Below are 25,381 nucleotides of genomic sequence, written 5' to 3' on the forward strand. Positions count from 1 at the left end.
AGTAAAGGCGTATTGTAGCACCTCACTGCCGCTTTTTGATAACAATTATCCCGATTGTGTGCTTGTTGGTTCATCCATTATGGAATGAGAACACTGCAGCAACACGTGATAGGCGGTCTCTTCATATTTTCCGAACAGCGCTTGCTGACGGGCTTTTATTTTTGTAAACACCGGTTGAGTTAGTCCTGCCATAAAGCGGGTGAGCAAAATAGGAGAAACTTGTGCTTCTGGGAGTTTTTCGTGCAACCACGCAAGTGCTTGTTGCATATTGTTTTTAATCGCGCTGGTGTCGTCGCTGTCGTTCTCGCGACTGAGACTGAGTGAATGCCCGCGGCAAACTGAGCAGTGACCGCAGCGCTCTGGGGCGTGTTGGTCGCCAAAGTACAACGCGAGATTGTGATTCAGACAACGGTCGAGATTGAAAAATCGCAGCATGGTGGCAATGCGGGCTATTTCAGATTGTTCGTTACGGGCGGCATACTGATGCAGATTTTGCGCTAGTTCTGGTGTTAGTAAGTCCGGCGCGATGCGATAAACGTCGGTGGGCTTTTTCGTTTCTAACTCGGCGTAATCGTGTTCTGCAAGTTGCTCTAACAGGCTCAACACAGTGCCGCGTGCAAAACCTTGTTGGTGAAGCCCGTCGAAATTCGGCACGCCCCAAATCTTTTTGAATTTAGTCTGGCCGACAATGGCGTTGAAAAGCGGTTGCTGCTCTGCGGGCAACACTTTTTCAATCTGTTCCGGGGCGACCAGCCATTTCACTTTTACATCTTCATAGTAACTGTATTTAGGCTCAATAGCGCCAGCCAGCTCCATCTGCACCAGCAACGTTTTTAGTGGCAAAGCACGAATATTGGTGGCTTGTGACAGTGAATAAGATTGCGTTTCCCATTCATTAATTTCAGCGCTGCTGGTAATTTCTGTTAAAAGCTTATCGATACCATACGCTTCAGGGGTATCGCCATAGACAAAGTTTTCCAGCACATTTATCCCATCTAAACTTGCCAACAGTACGCAGCGGCTAGGTTGACCATCTCGGCCGGCACGGCCTATTTCCTGACTGTAGTTCTCGATGGATTTGGGCAAGTCGTAATGCACCACAAAGCGGATATCTGATTTATCTATCCCCATGCCAAATGCAATTGTTGCCACGATGATACGGGTTTTACCTGCCATAAAACGGTTCTGAATACTTGCTCGCGCGTCGTTACCTAACCCCGCGTGATAGGAAGCTGCCGAATAGCCTGCTTCCTGAAGTTGAGCCGCGAGTTCATCAGCCGTTTTTTGCTGAGTAACGTAAACAATACCAGCACCGGCCGTTTCATTCAGCACCTGCGTTAGTAAAACTAATTTATTCGTGTGGTGGGCGGGGATCAGGTCTATATCGAGATTCGCGCGATAGAATCCTGTTTGTACAATATGCTGAAAGCCAATGTTGAATTTTTGTGCCATGTCTTTCTGCACACGGCGCATCGCTGTGGCGGTAAGTAACAGTACGAGGGGAATATTCAGTGCTTGCTGATATTGCGGGAGTTTAAGGTAATCAGGGCGAAAATTGTGACCCCATTCTGAAATACAATGGGCTTCATCGACAACCAGCATGGATATAGGGATATTTTCTATAAAACGGCGGAAGCGTTCATTCTTGAATCGCTCCACGGAAATCATCAGTATTTTGAGCTCGCCATCCCGGGCTTGTTGCATCACTTGCTGACTTTCATCTTTGCTGAGGGTGGAATCCAGGCTGGCCGCGGCAATTCCCTTACTGCGCAAAAATGCCAACTGATCGTGCATTAGGGCGATCAGCGGTGAAATCACCAGTGTGAGGTGAGGCAATTGAGTAGCCGTAAACTGATAACATAACGACTTACCAGAGCCGGTTGGAAATACCGCCAGCGATGAATGCCCCGCTAAAAGCTGCTCAATGGTCTGCTGCTGACCTTCACGAAAATCGTCAAAGCCGAAAAGCTGCTGAAGTTGTTGTGTTAGATTTTGCATCGAAAAATTCAGTAATATGTTTTAATTTAGGTTACTCGTTAACCAGATACTTTCCTCCTGGCTAGGAGAACAGATCTAAACGGAAACGCTTTTCAAAAATATCCCTTCGGGCCAGGTTCATCGCCTCGCCAATTTGCGGACCGCGCAATCCTTGCTCGACAAACGCTTTTGCGCTGAGTTTGCTGGCCTCTTTTACGGTTTCATGTAATGACGTTGCCAAAGCGCTGCTGATATCGGCATTGTCATTTATCAACGTACATGCAGTGATAAAGTCTGTGAAGCGTTCTGGCTTGCGCCAGGCATCGCACTGATTGCAGAGCGTCAACCAGTCATCAGCGGTGTTTGAGGGAGTGAATGCCTTGCTGAAACGGCTGACCAGCATAGCGAGTTCAGCGTATTTGTTTGGCGCTTTTACTCTTTTGCACAAGGTTTCTGTACCTTCTGCTGAAGTATTCGCGAAAAGCAGCGCCCAGCGAATATCGTCGCTAGACTTGGCTGATACCGCGCGCTCAAGCCGCGAATCAGTGTTTTTAAGCGATGTAATCAGCTCGGGAAACCAGTCATTCAGTGCCTCAGCACGTGCTAGCACCTGAAAATATACTTCCGGGTTATTTTCACCCAACGCGCGAATCGTTTCTTTCCATACTCGCTCGGCAGTGAGGTGTGCCAATTCACCGCTGTCAGCCATATTGCGCATCAGCGAAAGCGTTTCTTCAGCAACTTTGAACCCAAGGTGCGCGTAGCGAGCAGCAAAACGCGCTACACGAAATACCCTAAGCGGATCTTCACTGAAAGCCTCTGACACATGCCGTAAAATTCGGGAATCTAGGTCTCTCACACCGTGATAAGGGTCAATAAGGTTGCCATCATTGTCTTTGGCAATAGCATTCACGGTGAGATCGCGACGGATTAAATCTTGTTCTAAGGTGACATCTGGTGCAGCGTAACAAACAAAACCGGTGTAACCACTGCCAGACTTTCGCTCGGTGCGGGCGAGAGCGTATTCCTCTTTGGTTTTCGGGTGCAGAAATACCGGGAAATCCTTGCCGACTTGCTCGAAGCCTTTGGCGAGCATCTCTTCTGGAGTCGCACCAACTACCACCCAATCACGTTCGGTAACCCGCCGATTGAGTAATTCGTCGCGCACCGCGCCACCCACTAAATAAACATCCATAAAACCATCGCATTTTGTGTTTTTCGTTATTATGCCTGAACCATTCATTAAATTGGTGTTCGAATCGCTTTGATTTTGACTTATTGCAAGTGGCTAGGTAGTTTAGTCGCGGTGAATTGCTAACTCTGACAAGCATATGTATCTGAATTATTTTGGGCTAACGGACAACCCATTTTCAATTGCTCCAAACCCTGATTACCTGTACATGAGTCCACGCCATAAAGAAGCGTTGGCGCATTTGACATTCGGCCTGAGGGAAAGCGGTGGATTTGTCATGCTTACCGGCGAAGTGGGCACAGGTAAAACAACGGTATCACGAAAATTACTGCAGCAACTGCCTGACAATACGCAGGTTGCGATGATTTTGAACCCAACGCTGTCGGCCCTTGAATTGCTGGCCACGGTGTGTGATGAACTGGGTATCGCTTACGACGCTGATAAGGCCAGTTTGAAGTATTTTACTGACCGCATATTGGCGAAGCTGGCTGACAATCATCAGGCAGGCATGAACACAGTGTTGATGATTGATGAAGCGCAGCATTTAATGCCTGAAGTGTTAGAGCAACTACGATTGCTCACTAACCTGGAAACGAATCGCGAAAAACTGTTGAAGGTTGTCCTCATCGGGCAGCCTGAGCTTCAACAATTACTGAAGCGGAATGAACTGCGTCAGCTCGCACAGCGGATCACCGCGCGATATCATTTATTGCCATTAACAGCACCGGAAGTGTCGTCTTACGTGGCCCACCGTCTTAGCGTCGCGAATGGCGATATCAGTATTTTCAGCCCACAGGCGTTAAAAGCGATTCATCAAATTACCGGTGGTATTCCCCGGGTCATTAATCTTTTATGCGACCGCGCGCTGACCCTGTCTTTTACGAAACAACATGCGGTGGTGAAAAAGCCTATTTTTCTGGCGGCAGCAGAACAAATTCTCGGTGATGATGTGGTTAGTCAGCGTATTCAAAGTCAGCGCAAATGGATGTTAGGTACGGCCTTTGTATTAGCATTGCTGGTGGGCTTTGGCATCGGGAGGTTGTATGTCTGAACTGATGAAAATTGCTGAACTTAAACCGGGTATGGTGATTGTTCGCATTACCGAACAGAACGGCCCGGTAAAAATTCGAAAGTCAGGGTTGGTAACCAGTGATGCTATGGTAACAGGGCTTGCAGAAATGGGCGTGCTGGAAGTGGAGGTTGATCCCGCGCAAACCGTCGAAATTGAAAAGCCTGTACATCATCGAACACAAACCCAAAAATTGATTCGAGGTGACCACGATACCAGCGTGAATAAGCTGGATAACGCTATTTCGGAACAGTTTAACCGTAGTTTGTTTCTGCCTACTGTGCAGGGGCTACCGTCGATGTGGAAGGTGTATTCTCGTCAGGTGATGTCTTTTGCGGGCGTGATAATCGTTGGACTTGCAATTGGCGGTGCTGCGGGGAGCTATCCTGCCTGGTGGCCGCAGACTGAAAATGTGGTGGCAACGGATTCAGATGATGTGATCGATGAGACAAAACCGGGCGTGGTTAATGAACCTGAAAAAGAGAATCGCCCCGCTGAAGTAGATGTGGTTACAGATGCCAACAATTCCGATGACCTAGCAGCATTGGATACAGAAACTGAGGTGGCGCAAAGTACAAACGTTGCCAACGCGGTGCCGTCAGAGTTGCAACCTGGTGCTGTTTCACCTGAACAGGCACCCGCTCAAACACCAGTCCAGCAAAGTGCAACTCAGGCAGAGACTGCCCAGCGCTACGCAGAAAACTCGGTTCAGGCTCAGGTGGATTTAGGCGGTGAAGTGATCAATGCGCCACAGGAAAGTGACGTGGAAGTCTCCCCGGAATTGATGGCACGTTTTAATAGAGCTATCGACGAACTGGACAACCGTGCCACTGAACCAAGAGCTGAAACCAAAGTCACGGTGCGCGATGACATGCCTCGCGTTGACCAACTACCGGTGCGTATGCTCACCCGCTTACCAAGCATGGCATTCAACGCCCACATGTATGCGAGCCGTCCGTCTGACCGCTGGGTAAGAGTGAATGGCACACAGTTAGGCGAGGGTGACTGGATTGAAGACCAAGTACAAATCGTTAAAATTGAGGCGCAACGGGTAATTCTCAGCTTTGAAGGCAAAGAATTTTCCATGGCAGCGCTTACCGACTGGTAGCGCGTGCAACATGCGGTAGATGTCGGGCTGGTAGGTGCACAATCATTCGAAACACGGCGTGCACCCATCCCTGGGGCCTCGACTGCCGCTTCCCTGCGGCAGACGGTTTCGAATGCTTGTACACCCACCGCCCACATACCGTCCGTTCCGCGTTATAAGCCGGGCTGGCAGGTGCATGATTATTCGAAACTTGCAGTAGACAGGATTTATTAATCCGGTACCTGGTTAATAAACACATCTTTGAAAAATTTCGGCAGGTTGATGCCGAAATCGTCGGGGCGCACGCCGGATTCAATTTCATCATCTACCTGAGAAAGGTCCACCCGTTTAATTTCACTGAAATGGCCGCCGGAGATGCTATAGAACGTCATCACCACCGGTGCCAGTAAATCTTCCGGGTGGGGCTTGGCTATAATGCCTAAACGGCCACTTTTCAACTTAACCAGCGAGCCGACAGGGTGAACCCCTACACACTGAACGAATTGTTTGACTAAATGATTGTCGAGGCTGGGGTCTTTCGCCAAACGTTTTAACGCCAGTGTGGGGGTAATACTGTCCTTATGCTTCCGGTTCGATGTCATTGCATCGTAGCTGTCGATAATTGCGGCCATTTTCGATAAAGGGGCAATTTCAGTACTGCCCAATGAATTTGGGTAGCCGGAGCCATCTTCACGCTCGTGGTGTTGTGAAATAATCGATAAAGCAAGGTCAGATATTTGTTCACCTTGCTCTACCAGTTCCAGACTGATCGCTACGTGTTGGCGCAGCACTGACCAGTCTGCTGGCGAGAGTTTATCTGTTTTATGACGAATTTCTTCAGGTACCTGAGACATACCCACATCCATCAACAAAGAACCCATGCAGGCTTCATCAATGGTGTCTCTGTCGTAGCCAAGATGATCAGCAAACATTGCCATCAGAATGGCGCAATTTATAGAGTGCTCAAGCAAATATTGGTCTGAGTTTTTGATCATTGTCAGACACGACATCGCATCCTTATTATCAAATACGCCTTCGATGATGCTAGAGGAGAGTTCAGAGGCTTTCGTTAAATCATTAGGGGCACCGCGTTGCAGCGCGCTGATAAATGATTTCTGTAGCGTAAGGGCTTCGTCGTAAAGCTGGTTGGCAGAAGTCAGGATGTCGCTGTTACTTTTAGGTTTTGGGGAATCTTCAGAAGCTTTGGTTGGTTCTTGCTGGGGCTCTGTTACCTGGCTGCGAGAGTAATCCACTTCGACCAGTGTTATGCCCATCTCCCGAAGTTTCTCAACCGATAAGGTGCTTTTAACAACGCCGCTGGTTCTTACCCGGGTATTGCCCGTTTGTTCCACGACTTGGCTCACAAACATTCCGGGTATGAGGTCGTTTATTGACACGTGTTTAAGCATAATGCCTCGATGCTTTGAAATAAATGCCCTAAACCGGAAGTAGTGCCGGGTTTAAAACCCGTTTAGCCAGCCCGGTTTGCTCCTAACTATCAACCGCTAAATATAAAAAAGGCGATGTATAAACATCGCCTTTTTTTAGTATAGAACAAATCTCAGAAATTAAAGCCAGGCTGGCTGCTTTGCTTCAAATTCTTCAATGGTACTGGTCAGTTCGAGGGTTTGGCCGATGGCATCCAACCCTTTAATCAGGTTGTTTTTATGGTGGGCCAGAATGTCGAAGCTGAAAGTAAGCTCGCCAGCAGTAACGGTTTGCGCGGGTAAATCAACCACGATTTCAAGGTCTGCGTTAGCTTTTACTGCACCAAACAGTGCATCCATCTGCGCTGATGACAGCGCGATAGGCAGCAACTGGTTATTGATGCAGTTGCCGTAGAAAATATCAGCGAATGACGTTGCAATAACAACATCAAAACCAAAATCTGCCAGTGCCCACGGTGCGTGTTCACGACTTGAACCACAACCGAAGTTTTCCCGTGACAGCAGAATGCTGGCGCCAGCGTATTCCGGCTTATTTACCACAAATTCGGGGTTTGGCTCTTGCTCGTGAAGGTCAAGGTAGCGCCAGTCGTGAAACAGGTGCTTGCCGTAACCGGTGCGGGTAACGCCAGTCAGAAACTGCTTTGGAATGATTTGATCGGTGTCGACATTGGCCTGATCCAGAGGACAAGCGCGGCCGGTGTGTACTGTAAAACCCTGACTCATGACTTACTCCTGAAATTCGCGAACGTCAGCAAAACGGCCTTTCAGCGCGGCGGCCGCAGCCATTGCCGGGCTAACCAGGTGGGTGCGCGCACCACGGCCCTGACGGCCTTCGAAGTTACGGTTACTGGTAGAGGCGCAACGGTCTCCTGACTGCAGGATATCGTCGTTCATACCCAGACACATAGAGCAGCCTGGCAGGCGCCATTCAAAGCCAGCATCGGTGAAAATCTTATCCAGGCCTTCTTCCTCTGCCTGACGCTTCACCGCACCAGAGCCTGGCACCACAATGGCGGTTACGGTGTCAGCCACTTTACCTTGCTTGGCGATGAATGCGGCTGCACGCATATCTTCAATACGACCATTGGTACAGGAACCGATGAACACGTGACTTACTGACACTGCATCAAGTTTGTCACCCGCAGACAGCCCCATATAAGCCAGCGCTTTTCTGGCACTTTCTTTTTCAACCGCATCAGAGAAATCTTCAGGAGCCGGTACCGGCGCATCCACACCAATTACCTGACCCGGGTTCGTGCCCCAGGTGATTTGCGGTGCAATGTCAGCAGCATCCAGTTCTACCACGGTGTCGAATGTGGCACCGTCTTCGCTGTGTAATGATTTCCAGTAGGCAACCGCTTCATCCCAATCACTTCCTGTTGGGGCGTATTCGCGACCTTTTACGTATTCGAACGTAGTATCGTCAGGTGCAACCATACCCGCCTTGGCACCCGCTTCGATACTCATATTACAAATTGTCATACGTTCTTCCATAGTCAAAGAACGAATCGCTTCACCCGCGTATTCAATCACGTGGCCAGTGGCTCCGGCGTGACCAATTTTACCAATGATGGCAAGAATGATATCTTTTGCGGTAATGCCAACAGCCAGCTTGCCGTTCACATTGATCAGCATGCTTTTCGCTTTGCTTTGCTTCAGGGTCTGGGTGGCGAGAACGTGTTCAACTTGAGAGGTACCGATACCGAACGCCAATGCGCCGAATGCACCGTGGGTTGCCGTGTGAGAGTCACCGCACACTACGGTCATACCAGGCAGAATCAGGCCCAGTTCCGGACCCATTACGTGCACGATGCCCTGTTTCTGGTGACCTACTGGGAACAGTTTAACACCGTGCTCTTCACAGTTTGTCGCCAGCGTTTTCAGCTGCAGCGCATTCTGCGGGCCACAGGCATCAATAGCCAGTGAACGGGTAGAAATACTGTGGTCCATGGTACCGAAAGTGCGGTCTGGACGACGGACCTTACGGCCTTTTTCGTTCAAACCAGCAAAGGCTTGTGGTGAGGTTACTTCATGGATTAGGTGGCGATCGATATACAGCAAGCTGTCTTCGCCTAATTGGTCAACGACGTGCGCTTCCCAAACTTTATCGTATAAGGTCTTGGCCATGGTGTAGCTTACTCCTGACTCAGAATTTGTTTAACAACTTCGTCGCCAACCTGTGCTGTGGTGGATGCCTGATCACGCTTTTCAGCAGGCAGCAGCTCGCCGGTAAGTACACCGGATTCTAAGGTAGCAACAACCGCTTTTTCGATGGCATCGGCGGCTTCTTGCTGGTTTAACGAGAAGCGGAGCATCATTGCGGCGGAAAGGATTTGTGCAATTGGGTTAGCAATGCCCTGACCAGCAATATCCGGCGCAGAACCACCGGCAGGCTCGTAAAGACCGAAACCGTCTTCATTCATGCTTGCAGATGCAAGCAGGCCCATGGAACCCGTCATCATGGCGCACTCATCCGAGATGATATCGCCGAACAGGTTGGAGCACAGCATGACGTCGAACTGAGCAGGATTTTTCATTACCTGCATTGTCGCGTTATCAATATAAATGTGTTCCAGTTCAACGTCTGGGTAGTCTTTGGCAACTTCTTCTGTTACTTCACGCCATAGACGACTGCACACCAGTACGTTGGCTTTGTCTACCGAGGTAACTTTACCGCGACGCTTCTGCGCTGCTTCAAAGGCAGAAATGGCAATGCGGCGAATTTCACGCTTGGAATAGCGCATGGTATCGAAAGCGTATTCTTCTTCGCCTTCACCGTCGCGGCCTTTTGGCTGACCAAAATAGATACCGCTGGTTAGTTCGCGCACAACCAATACATCAACGCCACTGGCTGCAATGTCAGCACGCAAGGGTGAAAGACCTTCCAGACCAGGATAGATTTTGGCTGGGCGCAGGTTACTGAATAAATCGAAGTGGCTGCGAAGGGTAAGCAGAGCGGCGCGTTCAGGGCGTTGTTCCAGTGGCAGGGAATCCCATTTAGGACCGCCAATTGAGCCGAAAAGAATGGCATCGGCAGTTTCACAGCCTTGCAAAGTCTTTGGCGGCAATGCTTCGCCTTCGGTATCAATGGCGTAGCCACCCACAGGGTAAGCGGTACGGTTAAAAGTCACACCAAATTTGGTTTCAATGGCATCCAATACCTTGTTGGCTTCTTGCATGACTTCCGGGCCGATGCCGTCACCGGCGAGGACGGCAATGTTAAATTCGCTCACTTTATACTCCTGCAACGCGTTCTTGTTGATTCTTTTGCTGATCGATTTGATCAGCGATATAGGTATTATTTAATACGAAAATCAGGCCTTTTACGCCGGCTTCGACAATGTCGGTAGCCAGACCGATGCCGTGGAAACGGCGACCTTTATATTCTGCGATGACACCAACCTGGGCCAGGGCATCAGCCCCTTCTCCTTTGGAGTCGAGTTTGAAGTCTACAACCACCAGATCCTGGTGACCGAGCACTTCCATAATAGCATTAAATGCGGCATCTACCGGACCATTTCCTATGGCGGTTTTGGTCACTTCTTCTTCGCCAACCTGCAGGGTTACTGTTGCACTTGGCACAATTTCACGACCAGAAGTCGCATGCAGATATTTCAGCTGGTAGTGGGCTGAATCGTGTTTTTGTTGATCGAAGAATAATAAGGCTTCTAAATCATAGTCGTACACCTGGCCTTTCTTATCAGCCAGTTCCAAGAATGCAGCGTAAACAGCTTCCAGATCGTAATCTTCCGGTTTGTAACCTAGCTCTTCCAGGCGGTGTTTAATTACGTGGCGACCCGAACGTGATGTCATGTTCAGGTTGTTTTTGTTGATACCCACGCTCTCTGGGGTCATGATTTCGTAAGTGTTCTGCGCCTTCAATACGCCGTCTTGGTGAATACCGGAGGAATGGCTGAATGCATTAGTACCGACGATGGCTTTGTTAGATTGTACCGGCATGTTACACAGCTGGCTTACCAGCTTGGATGTGCGGTGAATTTCGGTAGAGTTGATGTTGGACTTAAGACCAAGCAACGATTCGCGGGTTTGCAAAATCATAGCGATTTCTTCCAACGAGGTGTTACCGGCCCGTTCGCCAATACCGTTCATGGTACATTCCACCTGACGTGCACCTTGCTCAATCGCAGCCAGTGAGTTGGCAACCGCCAAGCCTAAGTCGTTGTGACAGTGCACAGAGATCGTCGCTTTGTCGATATTCGGCACGCGATTCATCAGGTTGGTAACAATATTGCCAAATTCAGTAGGAATGGTGTAACCCACAGTGTCAGGAATATTGATGGTGTTCGCCCCGGCGTTAATTGCCGCTTCTACCACCCGGCACAGGTAATCGATATCGGTACGGCCTGCATCTTCACAGCTGAATTCAACATCATCAGTGTACCGGCGGGCATGCTTAATTGCACTAACGGCCATGTCGATAACCTGATCACGGGTTTTACGCAGTTTGTGCTCAATGTGAATATCAGAGGTGGCCAGGAAAGTGTGGATTCGGAACTGATCGGCTACTTTCAACGCGTTACCACAGGCATCAATGTCGGCCTCAACAGCACGGGCTAAGCCACAAACAATGCTGTTTTTTACTTCACGGGCAATCATCTGAACGGAATTGAAGTCACCTGGAGAAGAAACCGGGAAACCCGCTTCCATGATGTCTACGCCCAGGCGTTCGAGTGCCAGGGCGATCTGTAATTTCTCTTTGGCACTTAAACTGGCCAGCAGTGCCTGCTCGCCGTCGCGCAAGGTGGTATCAAAGATCTTTACCTGATTCGTCATGGCTTAATACTCATGGTTAAAACAATTAAAAAAAAACCCGTGCGATGCACGGGTTTATGGAGATTCCTATAACTGGATGCAATCTACCCGTGCAGTCTTGCTGCCATGAGGAGTAGAAGAGATAGAAAAACAGATTGCATAATAATAGCGTTTATTTGCCTGCCCAGTTGATAGCCGACAATGTAACCATGTAGCGCCTTCAGGTCAACCCTTGATTGTCTTCTGGGTTATAAATAATGGTTATATTCATCCTATTTGCGTTCAATGGTCAGGCCAGAAGGGTGAATTTCTTCCATTTTATGGTGGTAGAAAGCAATAACTCTCTTAATGACACCGTGCGGGGGGCGAGTTTGCCTTTGTGGTTCCAACGGTGCCCACAACACGCTGCTGCCATAATCGCTTTGGTAGGCTTAATCAGTTTAAAGTCTGTTTCAGTGTTGCTTGATTGACTGATGCCATCGAAGGTAAACCAGCCGTATTTATTGGTGTGCAGCATCTCATTGTCAAACTGCACCCGGTCGATGGAGTCCAGTTCAATATGTTCTTCATCAAACCGTTGCAAACGAACCGGTACCGCCAGGCCATAGGCAGCATGTTCGCTATACCATACGCGATTCATTTCCGATTCAACTTTATTGGCTGGACAGCTTCCTGCTTGCTTGTATTGCCAGGTACCGTTATGGCTATCAACAGTGAGCGGGGTTTTATGCAGAGAAAGATAATGGGCGGCACGCTGAATTCGATGGGGAAGGGCGGCTAACCGACTCTGTAGTAGCTTTACCTGATTTCCGGTGGTCTGAGAAAGGACCAGTAACTCGCGCTCGTAGAGGGCGTTACAGATTTCGGTAAAAACGGGTTTTCCGTCAGTAGCGCCAGTGGCCGAGAAGAAATCGGACTGATTAGACGACGAATGAGAACCTGACGACATGGCTACAAAGGTTTATGAAATATATCAATAAAGTAGCATTAAAAAGAACGGGTAGCCAGTGCTACCCGTTTGTTGGTCATTACTGACCTTTGATTGCACTGCGACCCGGGTAAACCGCTTTGTCGCCCAGCGCCTGCTCAATACGCAGTAACTGGTTGTACTTAGCAACACGGTCGGAACGGCACAGAGAACCCGTTTTGATTTGACCTGCCGCTGTACCTACCGCTAAGTCAGCGATAGTGGCATCTTCAGTTTCACCTGAACGGTGAGAGATAACGGCAGTGAAACCTGCGTCTTTCGCCATCTTGATCGCGTTCAGAGTTTCAGTCAGTGAACCAATTTGGTTAAACTTGATAAGGATAGAGTTACCGATACCGTTTTCGATACCGCGAGACAGGATTTTGGTGTTGGTTACGAACAGGTCGTCACCAACCAGCTGTACTTTATTACCAATCTTGTTAGTCAGGCTCGCCCAACCGTCCCAGTCGCTCTCGTCCAGACCGTCTTCGATAGATACGATTGGGTACTGTTCGGCCAGATCAGCCAGGTAATCACCGAAGGTTTCAGAGTCGAAAGACTTGTCTTCGCCAGACAGTACGTATTTGCCTTCTTTATAGAATTCAGATGCCGCGCAGTCCAGAGCCAGCGTGATGTCTTCATTCATTTTGTAGCCAGCATTTTCAACGGCTTCAACGATAACTGCTAATGCTTCAGCGTTAGAGCTCAGGTTAGGCGCAAAACCACCTTCGTCACCCACCGCGGTGTTCAGACCTTTAGCAGACAGTACTTTCTTCAGGTTATGGAAGATTTCTGCACCCATACGCAGCGCTTCTTTGAAGCTTTTCGCGCCAACAGGCTGAACCATGAATTCCTGAATATCTACGTTGTTGTCAGCGTGCTCACCACCGTTGATGATGTTCATCATTGGTACAGGCATAGAGTAAACGCCTGGTGTACCGTTCAGATCAGCGATGTGCTCGTATAGTGCAACGCCTTTCTCAATAGCTGCAGCTTTTGCCACTGCCAGAGAAACAGCAAGGATTGCGTTTGCGCCAAGTTTTTCTTTGTTCTCCGTGCCATCCAGCTCAAGCATTTTGTTATCAACGTCTGTTTGCGCCAGAGGGTCCATGCCCGCCAAAGCAGGCGCAATTACGTCGTTTACTGCTGCAACGGCTTTTTCTACACCTTTGCCCAGGTAGCGGCTTTTATCGCCGTCACGCAGTTCCAGTGCTTCACGTGAACCAGTAGATGCGCCAGAGGGTGCTGCTGCACGACCCATTGCGCCAGAATCAAGATAAACATCCGCTTCAACAGTGGGGTTACCACGTGAATCCAGGATTTCGCGTCCAACAATGCGAGCAATCTTCGCCATTTTTTTTCCTCAACGATTGTGCAAAAGGCCACAAAATGCGGCCTTTTACTTTTTTAGAATCAGTGATTAGCTTTCTGGTATTGACCAGCAGCTTCTACAAAGCCCTTAAATAACGGGTGTCCGTCGCGGGGCGTAGAAGTGAACTCCGGGTGGAACTGGCCTGCCACGAACCACGGGTGGTCCGGGATTTCAATTACTTCCACCAGGCGTTTATCTGTGGACAATCCACTTACTTTTAAACCTGCTGCTTCGATTTGGTCACGAAGATTATTATTCACTTCGTAACGGTGGCGGTGACGTTCATAAATTTCTTCACTGCCATAGGTCTCACATACTTTGCTGCCTGGGATCAGGTGGCAAAGCTGGCTACCTAAACGCATGGTGCCACCTAAATCTGAGGTTGCATCACGCTGTTCTGTAGAGCCATCTGCATCCAGCCATTCTGTGATCAAACCAACTACCGGGTAAGGTGTCTTCGGATCGAATTCGGTGCTGTTTGCGTTTTCCATACCAGCAACATTGCGGGCAAATTCAATTAAAGCAACCTGCATACCCAAACAAATGCCTAAATAAGGCACTTTATTTTCACGGGCATAACGAGCAGCGGCAATTTTACCTTCAATACCGCGCTCGCCGAAGCCGCCCGGAACCAGGATAGCGTCGAGCTGCTCAAGCATCATAGTGCCTTTGCTTTCAATATCCTGAGAATCGATATAATGAATATTCACGGTAAGACGGTTTTTCAGGCCGGCGTGTTTTAGCGCTTCGTTTACCGACTTGTAGGCATCAGGCAGTTCAACATATTTACCTACCATACCAATGTTCACTTCAGCCGTTGGGTTTGATTCTGCGTATAGAACTTGTTCCCACTCGGTTAAGTCAGCTTCTTTGCAGTCCAGACGGAAGCGATCTACAACCAGTTGGTCCATACCCTGTGCTTTCAATGCAGCCGGAATGCGGTAAATGCTGTCTACGTCTTTCAGTGAGATAACCGCTTTGTCTGCTACGTTAGTGAACAGAGCGATTTTAGAGCGTTCAGTGGCTGGCAGTGCGCCAACAGAGCGGCACACCAGAATGTCAGGCTGAATACCGATAGAACGCAGCTCTTTTACAGAATGCTGAGTAGGCTTGGTTTTCACCTCACCAGATGCTGGCATGTAAGGTACTAATGTCAGGTGCATAAACATCGCGCGATCGCGACCCACTTCAGTACCTAATTGACGGATTGCTTCGAGGAACGGTTGTGACTCGATGTCACCTACGGTACCGCCCACTTCCACGATAGCCACATCGTGACCTTCTGCACCGTCGATGACACGACGTTTGATCTCATTAGTGATGTGCGGAATAACCTGAATAGTGGCACCCAGGTAGTCGCCACGTCTTTCACGACGCAATACTTCTTCATACACACGACCTGTGGTGAAGTTATTGCGCTTGGTCATACGGGTGCGGATAAAGCGCTCGTAGTGACCTAAGTCTAAGTCGGTTTCTGCGCCATCATCCGTGACAAACACTTCCCCGTGTTGAATTGGGCTCATTGTGCCTGGATCAACGTTGATATATGGATCCAGTTTTAACATCGTAACGGTGAGACCACGCGCTTCAAGAATGGCTGCTAACGAAGCGGCAGCAATACCTTTACCAAGCGATGATACGACACCACCGGTGACGAAAATATAATTTGTCATGCGAAACCTAAGGCTTTGGATTGTATGGCTAATGTGCTGAGAGTTGGCAAAACGGGATTCAGCACTTGGACGGCGCAATATTATAGCGAAAGAGTAGCAGGCAAACAATCTGTTTGCCTGCAGGTCGAGCGGGTTATTTTTGTGATGGCTGTTTAAGCCTGACTTAACCGCTTGAGGGTATAGATAAGGTCCAGGGCTTCCCGTGGTGATAATTCGTCTGGTGACAACTGCTTAAGTGCATCACGCAGCGGATCCGGCATGTCAGAAAAATGCATTTCCGACTGGCCTTTGCTGGCATTCGGCGTTTCCTGAACCTGCATAGAAACCGCTTCGCCTGGTTCCCGGTTCTCCAGTTCGTGCAGTTTTGCCCGTGCCGCAGTAATTACCGGACGGGGTACCCCGGCCAGTTGTGCTACCTGTAAACCATAACTTTTGCTGGCTGCGCCGGTTTCTACCGTGTGCATAAACCGGATAGTATCTTCATGCTCCACGGCATCTAAGTGCACATTCACCACGCCTTGTTCAGATTCGGCCATCTGAGTAAGCTCAAAGTAATGGGTGGCGAACAGGGTGTAGGCATTAATTTCCCGCGCTAAGAAACTAGCACAGGACCAAGCCAGTGAAAGACCATCATAGGTGCTGGTTCCGCGACCGATTTCGTCCATTAATACCAGTGAGTGTTCTGTGGCATTGTGCAGGATGTTGGCGGTTTCGGTCATTTCCACCATAAAGGTAGATCGGCCAGAAGCCAGATCGTCCGATGCACCTATTCGGGTAAATATACGATCCACACGACCAATACGGGCATTGGTTGCTGGTACATAGCTGCCCAGGTATGCCATCAGCACAATAAGCGCGGTCTGACGCATGTAGGTTGATTTACCGCCCATGTTCGGGCCGGTAATAATTAACATGCGTTGCTCATCATTGAGTGTTACCGGGTTGGCAATAAACGGGTCTTCCATGACCTGCTCAACCACTGGATGGCGACCGGCTTCGTAGGTGATTTCCTGCTCGTCGGTGAGTGCAGGGCAATGTAAATCCAGTGCAATGGCACGCTCTGCGAAACTCTGAATAACGTCCAGCTTGGCCAGCGCTTCTGCGGTATTTATAAGCGCGGTTAAATGTGGCTGGAAATTATCGAATAAATTCTCATACAGTTGCTTTTCCAGTGCCATTGCGCGGCCCTGACTGGTAAGCACTTTGTCTTCGTGTTCTTTTAATTCTGGCGTGATATAGCGCTCAGTATTTTTTAACGTTTGACGACGAATATACTCTGCTGGCGCAGCACCGCTATTGGCACGGCTTAATTCAATAAAGAAACCGTGAACGCGGTTATAGCCTACTTTCAACGTAGATACACCAGTGCGCTCACGTTCCCGTTGTTCCAGCGCATCAAGATAGTCGGTAGCCCCCTGAGAGAGCTTACGTAGTTCGTCGAGTTCTTCGTTGAAGCCTTCCGCAATAACGCCGCCGTCGCGGATCACCACCGGTGGGTTATCGACAATAGCTTTATTTAGTAATTCCTGAAGTTCAGGATAGGTGCCAATGGCCTTACCCAGACTTGAGAGCAGTGGATTACTGAACGTTTCGAGCTGCGCAAGTAAATCAGGAAACTCATTGAAGGCGTTTCGCAAGCGGGAAAAATCCCGGGGACGTGCAGAACGCAGTGCGAGCCTGGCCATGATGCGTTCAATATCACCGATGCGCTTGAGTGTGTCTGCAACCTCTTCGTTACCGTTTTCGATCAGCGAAGCAATGGCCTTCTGACGATGGGTAAGTTCATAGTGATCAGTGATTGGCGCGTGCAGATAGCGCTGCAGCAAACGGCTTCCCATTGGGGTTGCGGTGGCATCAAGCACACTAAAAAGCGTATTTTCCTGGCCACCGGCTAAATTCTGGGTAAGCTCCAAGTTACGGCGAGTAGCGGCATCCAGCTGAATGCGGGTTTCCTGCTGTTCTCGGTGAATACTGCGAATGTGAGGGAGTGCAGTGCGCTGGGTGTCTTTTACATATTGCAGTACACATCCCGCCGCACCAATGGCTTTATCTAACCCTTTCACGCCGAAGCCGTCCAGTGACTGGGTGCCGAATTGCTGATTCAGCTGCTCATTGCCAGTCTGCGCATCAAATTCCCATTCCGGTCGACGGCGTAACCCTTTGCGTCGCTCGATCAGCGGCAGGCTTTCGAAGCCCTCAGGATAAAGCAGCTCGGCAGGGTTAAGGCGCTGAAGCTCAGCGAGAAGTTGCTCGTCGCTTTCGCATTCAATCACCAGAAAACGACCGCTGCTGATATCAAGCGTAGCAATACCGTATTGCATTGAATGACCACAAACCGCTGCCAGCAGGTTGTCACGACGCTCTTCCAGCAATGCTTCGTCGGTAACGGTACCAGGTGTAACGATACGCTGCACCGCCCGCTCAACCGGCCCTTTGCTGGTAGCGGGATCGCCTATCTGTTCACAAATAGCCACCGACTCGCCCATTTTTACCAGTCGAGCAAGATAAGCTTCAACCGCATGATAAGGCACACCCGCCATAGGAATGGGTTCGCCACCGGATTTGCCTCTCGCGGTCAGCGAAATATCCAGCAAATGCGCCGCCTTCTTGGCATCGTCATAGAAGAGTTCATAAAAGTCCCCCATCCGGTAGAACAGTAGAATATTTGGATGTTGTGCTTTTATGGCCAGATACTGGCGCATCATCGGCGTATGTGATTCCAAGAAAACCTCTTTGTTATTTTGATATTGCTTGAGTGAGAAGGCGCTATGGCCGGAGTACGGACCCAGTTGACTGGGAAGGCGCGCGGACGGATTACGAGGACTGCATTTGAAACCGTCTGCCGCAGGGATGCGGCAGCCGAGGCCCCAGGGATGGGTTTACGCCGTGTTTCAAATGCAGTTCCGTCGTCCGTCCAGAAGCGCCTTCTCCTTCTCTATTTAGCCAACTTTCTGTCTTTACCAGCGGCTAAATGTGTAAAATGGTACAACGGAATTAATTCATTGGTGAGTATTATTAGTATGAGTACGGATTTTTCAACTGTTTGTGCGAACAGTCCACTTGAAGAATGCGTTTCTGCACTGGGCAACCTGTTGCGCGAGCGGGGCCTGACGGTTTCTTGTGCAGAATCCTGCACAGGTGGTGGTATCGCTTATGCGTTCACTTCCGTGTCTGGCAGTTCTGACTGGTTTCATCAGTCCTGGGTGACCTATTCCAATGAAGCGAAGCAATCACTGTTGAGCGTGAAAGCTGACACCCTTGAACAGTTTGGCGCTGTTTCAGAGCCAACAGTGTCTGAAATGGTGCAAGGCGTGGTTGCGAACAGCGGTGCCGAAACAGGGATTTCTGTCAGTGGTATTGCCGGTCCTGGCGGTGGTTCTGCTGAAAAGCCAGTGGGAACGGTATGGTTTGGCTTTTTGGTGAACGGTACTGTGTTTACTGAAAAGCAGCTGTTTTCTGGCGACAGAACTTCGGTACGCGAAAAAGCGATTCGCTTTGCGATTACAACTCTGTACCAACGACTGGTTGCTGAATAATCCTGTCTCTGCCAGACTAAACATCAAATTGCACTTGACTGTATGCTTATACAGTATAGAATGCAATCAACATTCGAAATAACGATCCGTGAATGTAAGCACTGAAATGTGCAGGCAGGTCAGTATAAAGACATCGGAATCAAAAATGATTACCGCGCCGCTGGCAGTAACACTGCATCACGGGCATCCATTATCTTGGGGATAATAACGTGGACGACAACAAATCAAAAGCTCTTTCCGCCGCCTTAGGCCAGATTGAAAAGCAATTCGGTAAAGGCGCGATCATGCGTCTGGGCGATAACCAGGCACACGATATTGAAGCCATTTCTACCGGATCGCTGAGCATTGATATTGCGCTCGGTATAGGCGGTCTGCCTTGTGGCCGTGTTGTTGAAATCTACGGGCCGGAATCATCAGGTAAAACCACACTGACCCTGCAGGTTATTGCAGAAGCGCAGAAAAAAGGTAAAACCTGTGCCTTCGTTGATGCTGAGCACGCATTAGACCCTATCTATGCCGGTAAGCTTGGCGTAAACATTGATGATCTGCTGGTATCTCAGCCTGATACCGGTGAACAGGCGCTTGAAATTTGTGACATGCTGGTACGCTCTGGCGCAGTAGATGTGGTGATTGTTGACTCAGTAGCCGCACTAACGCCGAAAGCGGAAATCGAAGGTGAGATGGGTGACTCTCACGTTGGTCTGCAGGCGCGTCTGATGTCTCAGGCACTGCGTAAACTGACTGCCAATATTAAGAAATCCAACACGCTTTGTATCTTCATCAACCAGATCCGTATGAAGATTGGTGTGATGTTCGGTAACCCTGAAACCACTACCGGTGGTAACGCACTGAAATTTTATGCATCAGTTCGTCTGGATATCCGTCGTATCGGTGCGGTGAAAGAAGGCGACGAGGTTGTGGGTAACGAAACCCGGGTGAAGGTTGTGAAGAACAAGGTCGCACCGCCGTTCAAACAGGCTGAGTTCATGATCCGCTACGGCGAAGGGATCAGTAAAGAAGCTGAGCTTATCGATCTGGGCGTGAAGCAGAAGTTTGTAGACAAAGCCGGAGCCTGGTACAGCTACAATGGCGATCGTATCGGTCAGGGTAAAGCGAACGTAATGAATTTCCTGAAAGAGAATCCGGATATCGCCAACGAGATCGAAGCGAAAATCCGTGCTGAATTACTGGCAACGAAGAGCGTTAAGCCAGAAGAAGCTGAAGGCGAGTCAGAAGATACGCTATAAAAATTAACGTTTGGTCATTATTGAGCCAAGCTATCCATGCAGATTATGCGCAGGGAAAAAGACCGACAAAGACCGACGATGATGTCGGTCTTTTTTCTGGTAAGTGAGGGTAATAAGGTTTCTGATCGTGGTTAAGCGCAGAGCACTTACACTGCGTGAATACGCGCTTTAAACACGTTGTGGCAGATGACCGCTGTCCTCCCAACCTGCCGGGATCTTGCCCTGTAATACGTAAGAAAATGCAATTAGCTCGGCAATGACGTAGTACAGTGACTCTGGTATCTCTTGCCCTAAATCCAGTGTTGATAGCATGTCGGTTAAATAAGGATCTTCATGAATAAGCACACCCGCCTCTTCGGCTTGCTGAATAATCGCCTGCGCCAAATCGCCAAACCCTTTTGAAACCACTTTAGGTTTAGCGCCCGCTTCACCGCTATTATATTTAATGCCGATAGCCTTTCGGGTTTTATCGCTCACAAAAGGGCTCCTTCATGCCAGTGCCTCAAACAACTGATAGGGCATATCTTTCATTGTTTTAGGTATTTTCCCTCTTTGGCAACTGTGATGTTCAACGGTAAGGCCTTGACTCTCAAGTCTACGTAACAGGTAGGGCAAGGTATCGATAACCGAGGTGAGTAAAGCATCGGAAGAGGTGTAAATGCGCAATTCGATGGTGTCATTATTGATCTTGGTTTTGGCTAGTAACTCACCGGCGTCACCCACACTGAGTTTCATGGTTAGATGCCAAATACGTTGTTTTCCTCGTTCTGCTGTGTTGTCTCTGCTGTCTCTTTCTTCGGCTCGAATATGCAGCTCAGGCGGTGGCTGGTCTTCATTCGCAACAGGTAAAATATAAAACAGGCTATCCTGCCCCTGAAGCCGCGACTCAGCATTCTGCATTTTATGCTGCTGGTGGTTGGCAAGCAACGCCCGCACCTGTTCGAGCAGGTTTGACCGACTATCAAGTTGGGCAAAATCATTTGCCACTCGCCCAGCTTGCGGCGTAGACGTTGAGCCTCCTGATGCACTGACGGTTTTTCCTGAAACCGAGTCAGCTTTGTCGATGATGCGTGCTAGATCTGGTTGGGCGCGGGCGGCCCTACCAGCGAGGCTGATTTGCAGCAGGCTGACCAGTGCATTGATAAAACCCGATGCTGCAGGTTGACTAAGTAGCGCTGAAGGGGTGCTAGTCAGAGCCGGAGACTGAATCAATTGCCGAACCTGACTCTCGACGGTTTTTCCACTATCGCTGTTGGTCTGTTCAACATTCATTTGTGGTAAGCCAGCCGTGGCAGTTGATTTCGTTTCTGGTTGTAGCGCGAGAAGTTGATTTAGCAGATGCTTCGACACCGCTTTACTTTCAGCATGCATATCAAAACCCGGATTACGCAGCACATTAACAAGCTTTGTTAACGCTTCATTGGTTGAACCGGTTTGCGCCAGGAGTTGACGTGAAAGTTGTCGAACTTTATCCAATACAACAGGCACATCCTCTGCGGATATACCCAAAACAGGTGATAACTTATCCGCCAACTTCACAGAAGGCGACAGCGTATCTGATTTTGCTGATAACAAAGGTGATGGGTGTGTCGCAACGTTTTGCGTTGTCACATTATTTTGTATGGAAGAGAGCTTTCCTGTTTGTCGTGGTATTGAATTTTGGTTTGCAAGCTCGACTAATCTGTCATTACCTACAGGCTGAAGTTTAGGACTGTTTTTCGGCAAGGTAATGTTTAACATGGGTTTTAGCTCAGTGCCGCGGACCTCAAGTTGGTTACCACGAACTTGTACATTTACAATGTGCATAGATACCGGCGTGTTCAATTTCCCATTTGATGGTGATGGGGAAATGTTGAGGTTTTTCTGCAATGCAGTAGAAAGCGGTTGTTCAAGTGTTATCCCCGCGCTTGCGATCACTTTTGCAACGGCAAGTTTAACGCTTGGTGAGGATGACGGGACCGTAAATGATGCTTCTTTTTCTGGTAACGCAGTGGAGCTTAATGTCGCTTTCCATTGCTGCCCGCTGCTATTCTTAACTTGGTTTGCCAAAGAGCTGGGTGCCGACTCTGGTTGCAGTTTCAACGTCACTTTATCGCCTGACTTTAATTGGCTGGCAATACTGTCTGGCACAACGAGTTTTATGCCAGGATTGCCTGGCATCTGCAAATTCAGACTCACTGTACGATTTGCTATATTTTCAACTGTGCCTGTCAGTGAGAAACCAGACTTCGATTGCGACAGTGCTGCCAATGTCATGCCGTCAGCTAAAGCTGTTACCAAACGTTGCATATCAGCTTGGGTAAGGCGAGTAACTTGCTTAATCGGCAACATGTCGAATAACGTAATCTGCTTCTCACCACTTACAACGGTAGCGGCGGAATCAACAGTGACGCTGCTGGTTGGTGTTGATGTTAAAAGCGTTGAAGCAAGTAACTGGGGCGCAGATATCTGCATTTGTGTCTGCGATGTGCGTTGCAACGAAGCTGAACTGAGTTGAGACAGAATTTCAGGTTGTGATTTTACTACATCGGCAGAGAGCGATGCATTGGCAGCGGAAAAAAGTTGAGCTATCTGCAAGTTCATGACAGATTTATCGGCAACTATTTGAAAAATTCAAGCATTTTGTGATTTTCACCGATGTCAATGCTCCTTCAGGTTGAACTAAGTCATAAAAAGGTTTAATACGCCAATGGTTGGGATGTGATCCTTTTTGCCTATGCTAGAATGCTGGGTCGCAAACATCAAAAATAAACAGCGAATTATTTAAAAGAGGTGTTGGTTGTCAGGGTTAGTGGCCAGTGAACTAAGTTGCATTAAACGCGATAGAGTGTTGTTTGATAGATTGTCGTTCTCATTGCAGTCTGGTCAACTGGTGTATCTTCGTGGGCCCAACGGCACCGGTAAAACCAGTCTATTACGAATTCTCTGCGGGTTAAGTCAACCTGAAAGTGGCACTATTACTTGGCAGTCGCAGCCGTTAGGTGAGCTTTGGTTCAAGGATTTAATCTATGTTGGCCACAAGCCTGGCGTGAATGGTGCACTCTCCGCGATAGAAAATCTCGCTTTCTGGTGTCGTCAGCATCATGTTCCTGCTTCTCTTGACCACCTTTACCATGTGTTAGGCGAACTGGGGCTGGTAGGCATGGAAGATGTGCCGTGTAGAACATTATCAGCAGGGCAACAGCGACGAGTGGCATTGTCCCGCTTATGGCTCAAGCCTGGGAAAGTCTGGATCCTCGACGAACCCTTTACTGCCTTAGATGTGAAAGGCGTCGCGCAACTCGAAGATAAAATGAAATCACATGTAGACGCCGGTGGCGCAGTACTTACCACATCCCATCAGGCACTCAGTGAGCGAGCGGGCTCAGTGCGTTCCTTTGATTTGGAGTACCGGTTTTGAATAGCTTGATGGGTGGTGTATTTAAGCGAGATTTAGCGTTGGCTTTCAGGCAGAAGGCCGAGCTAGTGCAGCCCCTTATGTTTTTACTGATGGTGGTGACACTCTTCCCCCTTGGGGTTGGCCCCGGGCCTGATACCTTACAGCTAATTGGCCCGGGTGTTATTTGGATTGCAGCTATTCTTTCCTCCTTAATGGGAATGGAGAGATTATTCCGAGACGATTTTGCCGATGGTTCCCTAGAACAATTACAACTGTCTGGGCTGCCTCTCTATGCTGTTGCGGCAATGAAAGTGCTCTGTCACTGGCTGGTTACGTTTATTCCACTGCTTGTTTTATCGCCGCTATTGGCCATGTTCCTCAACCTCACAATGGATATGTATATCGCATTAGTGATTACACTTTTGTTAGGAACACCGCTTTTATCTTTGGTTGGCGCCATCGCCGTTGGGTTGACTGTAGGCATTCAACGGGGCGGTGTGCTGCTGGCTCTGTTGCTTATTCCGGTATTTATTCCTCTATTAATTTTTGCTACCTCAGCAGTGGATGCTGCGGCGCTACAGCTACCATACCGTGCGCAAATTGCTATTATTGGCGCTATGTTGTTGATTGCAATGGCACTGGCACCTGCCGCCATCGCATATTCTCTTAAAGTGAGTCAGAACTGATGTGGAAGTGGTTACATCCCTATGCAAAGCCTGAACGGGCTTATCAGCTTTGTAATACTCTGTTGCCGTGGTTTGCTCTGCCTGCTGTGGTATGCCTAGTGGTAGGTACAATTTGGGGGTTGGCATATGCACCTCAGGATTATCAGCAAGGTGATTCCTTTCGCATCATTTATATTCATGTACCAAGCGCCATGTTGTCCATGAGTACTTATGTGGCAATGGCAATAGCCGCGCTAGTGGGTATGGTGTGGCAATGGCGCACAGCCTATATGGCTATGATTGCCATGGCCCCTGTTGGCGCGGTGATGACTTTCATTGCACTGCTTACTGGGGCAGCCTGGGGTAAACCCATGTGGGGTGCGTGGTGGGTGTGGGATGCAAGACTCACTTCCGAGCTCATTTTATTGTTTCTCTATTTCGGCGTTATCGCTTTGTATTCTGCATTTGAAGACAAACAGCAGGCAGGCAAGGCGGCGGGCGTCATGGCACTGGTTGGTGTAGTGAATATCCCCATCATCCACTACTCGGTGGAATGGTGGAACACCCTGCATCAGGGCTCAACAATCACCAAATTCGATAAGCCGTCTATCGCTACCGAAATGTTATGGCCATTGTTACTCAATATATTTGGCTTTGCGCTATTTATTGCGTTGGTCACCACCATGCGTCTTAAAAATGAAATCATCCGGCGGGAAATGCACAGACCTTGGGTGCAATTGCTGGTAAAAGAGAAGGGGGCTGATGATGCAATTTGAGTCTTGGGCTGACTTCTGGGCCATGGGCGGATACGCCTTTTATGTTTGGCTCTCTTTTGGTATCGCATTGGGATCCATGGCCCTTATTACCATTTTCAGTGCAATTGAGCATAAGCGACTAATAAAGCAGGTAGTTACTGAGCAGCAACGAAAGCTACGCATTCAACGAGCTCAGCAGCAAGCGCGTAACGACACCACTGAACCTGACAGGAGTAATTAA

21 protein-coding genes are annotated in these 25,381 nt (G+C 49.0%); 8 read left to right on the forward strand and 13 right to left on the reverse strand.

The window, feature by feature from the left end:
- Positions 1-45 precede the first annotated feature (45 nt).
- Positions 46-1,998, reverse strand: a complete 1,953-nt coding sequence (locus tag ACXAFQ_RS00690) for a RecQ family ATP-dependent DNA helicase (RefSeq protein ID WP_474817698.1) — start codon at positions 1,996-1,998, stop codon at positions 46-48.
- 61 nt (positions 1,999-2,059) lie between these two features.
- Positions 2,060-3,172 carry a tRNA nucleotidyltransferase/poly(A) polymerase-related protein gene (locus ACXAFQ_RS00695; RefSeq protein WP_474817699.1) on the reverse strand — a complete coding sequence of 371 codons (1,113 nt, stop codon included), beginning with the start codon at positions 3,170-3,172 and terminating at the stop codon, positions 2,060-2,062.
- A 136-nt stretch (positions 3,173-3,308) separates the two neighbouring features.
- On the opposite strand from ACXAFQ_RS00695, the gene ACXAFQ_RS00700 reads away from it, so the two are divergent.
- Both ACXAFQ_RS00700 and ACXAFQ_RS00705 read left to right on the forward strand, forming a co-directional pair.
- Entirely contained in the window at positions 3,309-4,220 is a 912-nt protein-coding gene (locus ACXAFQ_RS00700; RefSeq protein WP_474817700.1) for an ExeA family protein, read from the forward strand.
- Positions 4,213-5,346, forward strand: a complete 1,134-nt coding sequence (locus ACXAFQ_RS00705) for a general secretion pathway protein GspB (RefSeq protein WP_474817701.1) — start codon at positions 4,213-4,215, stop codon at positions 5,344-5,346. The genes ACXAFQ_RS00700 and ACXAFQ_RS00705 overlap by 8 nt, the downstream gene beginning before the upstream one ends.
- A gap of 209 nt (positions 5,347-5,555) precedes the next feature.
- On the opposite strand, the gene ACXAFQ_RS00710 is transcribed toward ACXAFQ_RS00705, so the two are convergent.
- The 9 genes from ACXAFQ_RS00710 to mutS all read right to left on the reverse strand — a co-directional run bounded on the left by ACXAFQ_RS00710 (position 5,556) and on the right by mutS (position 18,263).
- Entirely contained in the window at positions 5,556-6,734 is a 1,179-nt protein-coding gene (locus ACXAFQ_RS00710) for an HD-GYP domain-containing protein (RefSeq protein WP_474817702.1), read from the reverse strand.
- Positions 6,735-6,893: 159 nt separating this feature from the next.
- Positions 6,894-7,496, reverse strand: coding sequence for a 3-isopropylmalate dehydratase small subunit (gene leuD / locus ACXAFQ_RS00715; protein ID WP_474817703.1), 603 nt, complete (start codon positions 7,494-7,496; stop codon positions 6,894-6,896).
- Between the two features lie 3 nt (positions 7,497-7,499).
- Positions 7,500-8,900 carry a 3-isopropylmalate dehydratase large subunit gene (gene leuC / locus ACXAFQ_RS00720; RefSeq protein ID WP_474817704.1) on the reverse strand — a complete coding sequence of 467 codons (1,401 nt, stop codon included), beginning with the start codon at positions 8,898-8,900 and terminating at the stop codon, positions 7,500-7,502.
- An 8-nt stretch (positions 8,901-8,908) separates the two neighbouring features.
- Positions 8,909-10,006: a 3-isopropylmalate dehydrogenase gene (gene leuB, locus ACXAFQ_RS00725; protein ID WP_474817705.1), complete on the reverse strand. Its 1,098-nt coding sequence runs from the start codon at positions 10,004-10,006 to the stop codon at positions 8,909-8,911.
- Between the two features lies 1 nt (position 10,007).
- A complete protein-coding gene (gene leuA / locus ACXAFQ_RS00730) occupies positions 10,008-11,567 on the reverse strand; it encodes a 2-isopropylmalate synthase (RefSeq protein WP_474817706.1) in 1,560 nt (519 codons plus the stop codon).
- A gap of 268 nt (positions 11,568-11,835) precedes the next feature.
- Positions 11,836-12,495 (reverse strand): hypothetical protein, encoded by a 660-nt coding sequence (locus ACXAFQ_RS00735; protein WP_474817707.1) that lies wholly within the window; start codon positions 12,493-12,495, stop codon positions 11,836-11,838.
- A gap of 79 nt (positions 12,496-12,574) precedes the next feature.
- Positions 12,575-13,867, reverse strand: coding sequence for a phosphopyruvate hydratase (gene eno, locus ACXAFQ_RS00740; protein ID WP_070127199.1), 1,293 nt, complete (start codon positions 13,865-13,867; stop codon positions 12,575-12,577).
- 59 nt (positions 13,868-13,926) lie between these two features.
- The gene (locus tag ACXAFQ_RS00745; RefSeq protein WP_474817708.1) at positions 13,927-15,558 is read right to left on the reverse strand and encodes a CTP synthase; all 1,632 of its coding nucleotides are present in this window, start codon (positions 15,556-15,558) and stop codon (positions 13,927-13,929) included.
- A 152-nt stretch (positions 15,559-15,710) separates the two neighbouring features.
- Complete coding sequence (gene mutS / locus ACXAFQ_RS00750; protein WP_474818383.1) at positions 15,711-18,263, reverse strand: DNA mismatch repair protein MutS; 2,553 nt, start codon at positions 18,261-18,263, stop codon at positions 15,711-15,713.
- Positions 18,264-18,578: 315 nt separating this feature from the next.
- On the opposite strand from mutS, the gene ACXAFQ_RS00755 reads away from it, so the two are divergent.
- Both ACXAFQ_RS00755 and recA read left to right on the forward strand, forming a co-directional pair.
- Positions 18,579-19,094, forward strand: a complete 516-nt coding sequence (locus ACXAFQ_RS00755) for a CinA family protein (protein WP_474817709.1) — start codon at positions 18,579-18,581, stop codon at positions 19,092-19,094.
- A 209-nt stretch (positions 19,095-19,303) separates the two neighbouring features.
- Complete coding sequence (gene recA / locus ACXAFQ_RS00760) at positions 19,304-20,341, forward strand: recombinase RecA (RefSeq protein WP_474817710.1); 1,038 nt, start codon at positions 19,304-19,306, stop codon at positions 20,339-20,341.
- 168 nt (positions 20,342-20,509) lie between these two features.
- On the opposite strand, the gene ACXAFQ_RS00765 is transcribed toward recA, so the two are convergent.
- Positions 20,510-20,818 carry an EscU/YscU/HrcU family type III secretion system export apparatus switch protein gene (locus ACXAFQ_RS00765; protein ID WP_474817712.1) on the reverse strand — a complete coding sequence of 103 codons (309 nt, stop codon included), beginning with the start codon at positions 20,816-20,818 and terminating at the stop codon, positions 20,510-20,512.
- A gap of 12 nt (positions 20,819-20,830) precedes the next feature.
- Positions 20,831-22,924 carry a flagellar hook-length control protein FliK gene (gene fliK, locus ACXAFQ_RS00770; RefSeq protein ID WP_474817713.1) on the reverse strand — a complete coding sequence of 698 codons (2,094 nt, stop codon included), beginning with the start codon at positions 22,922-22,924 and terminating at the stop codon, positions 20,831-20,833.
- A 196-nt stretch (positions 22,925-23,120) separates the two neighbouring features.
- Here fliK and ccmA point away from each other — a divergent pair, with 196 nt between their 5' ends.
- From ccmA to ccmD, 4 genes are read left to right on the forward strand one after another with little or no spacing between them, the layout of a single operon-like run.
- On the forward strand, positions 23,121-23,741 hold the full coding sequence (gene ccmA / locus ACXAFQ_RS00775; RefSeq protein WP_474817714.1) for a cytochrome c biogenesis heme-transporting ATPase CcmA: 621 nt from the start codon (positions 23,121-23,123) through the stop codon (positions 23,739-23,741).
- Positions 23,742-23,749: 8 nt separating this feature from the next.
- Positions 23,750-24,406 carry a heme exporter protein CcmB gene (gene ccmB, locus ACXAFQ_RS00780; protein WP_474818384.1) on the forward strand — a complete coding sequence of 219 codons (657 nt, stop codon included), beginning with the start codon at positions 23,750-23,752 and terminating at the stop codon, positions 24,404-24,406.
- Positions 24,406-25,161, forward strand: a complete 756-nt coding sequence (locus ACXAFQ_RS00785; RefSeq protein WP_474817715.1) for a heme ABC transporter permease — start codon at positions 24,406-24,408, stop codon at positions 25,159-25,161. Before ccmB ends, ACXAFQ_RS00785 begins: the two co-directional genes overlap by 1 nt.
- The gene (gene ccmD / locus ACXAFQ_RS00790; RefSeq protein WP_474817716.1) at positions 25,151-25,381 is read left to right on the forward strand and encodes a heme exporter protein CcmD; all 231 of its coding nucleotides are present in this window, start codon (positions 25,151-25,153) and stop codon (positions 25,379-25,381) included. Before ACXAFQ_RS00785 ends, ccmD begins: the two co-directional genes overlap by 11 nt.

It is taken from the genome of Alteromonas sp. ABH2_165 (genome assembly GCF_056159945.1).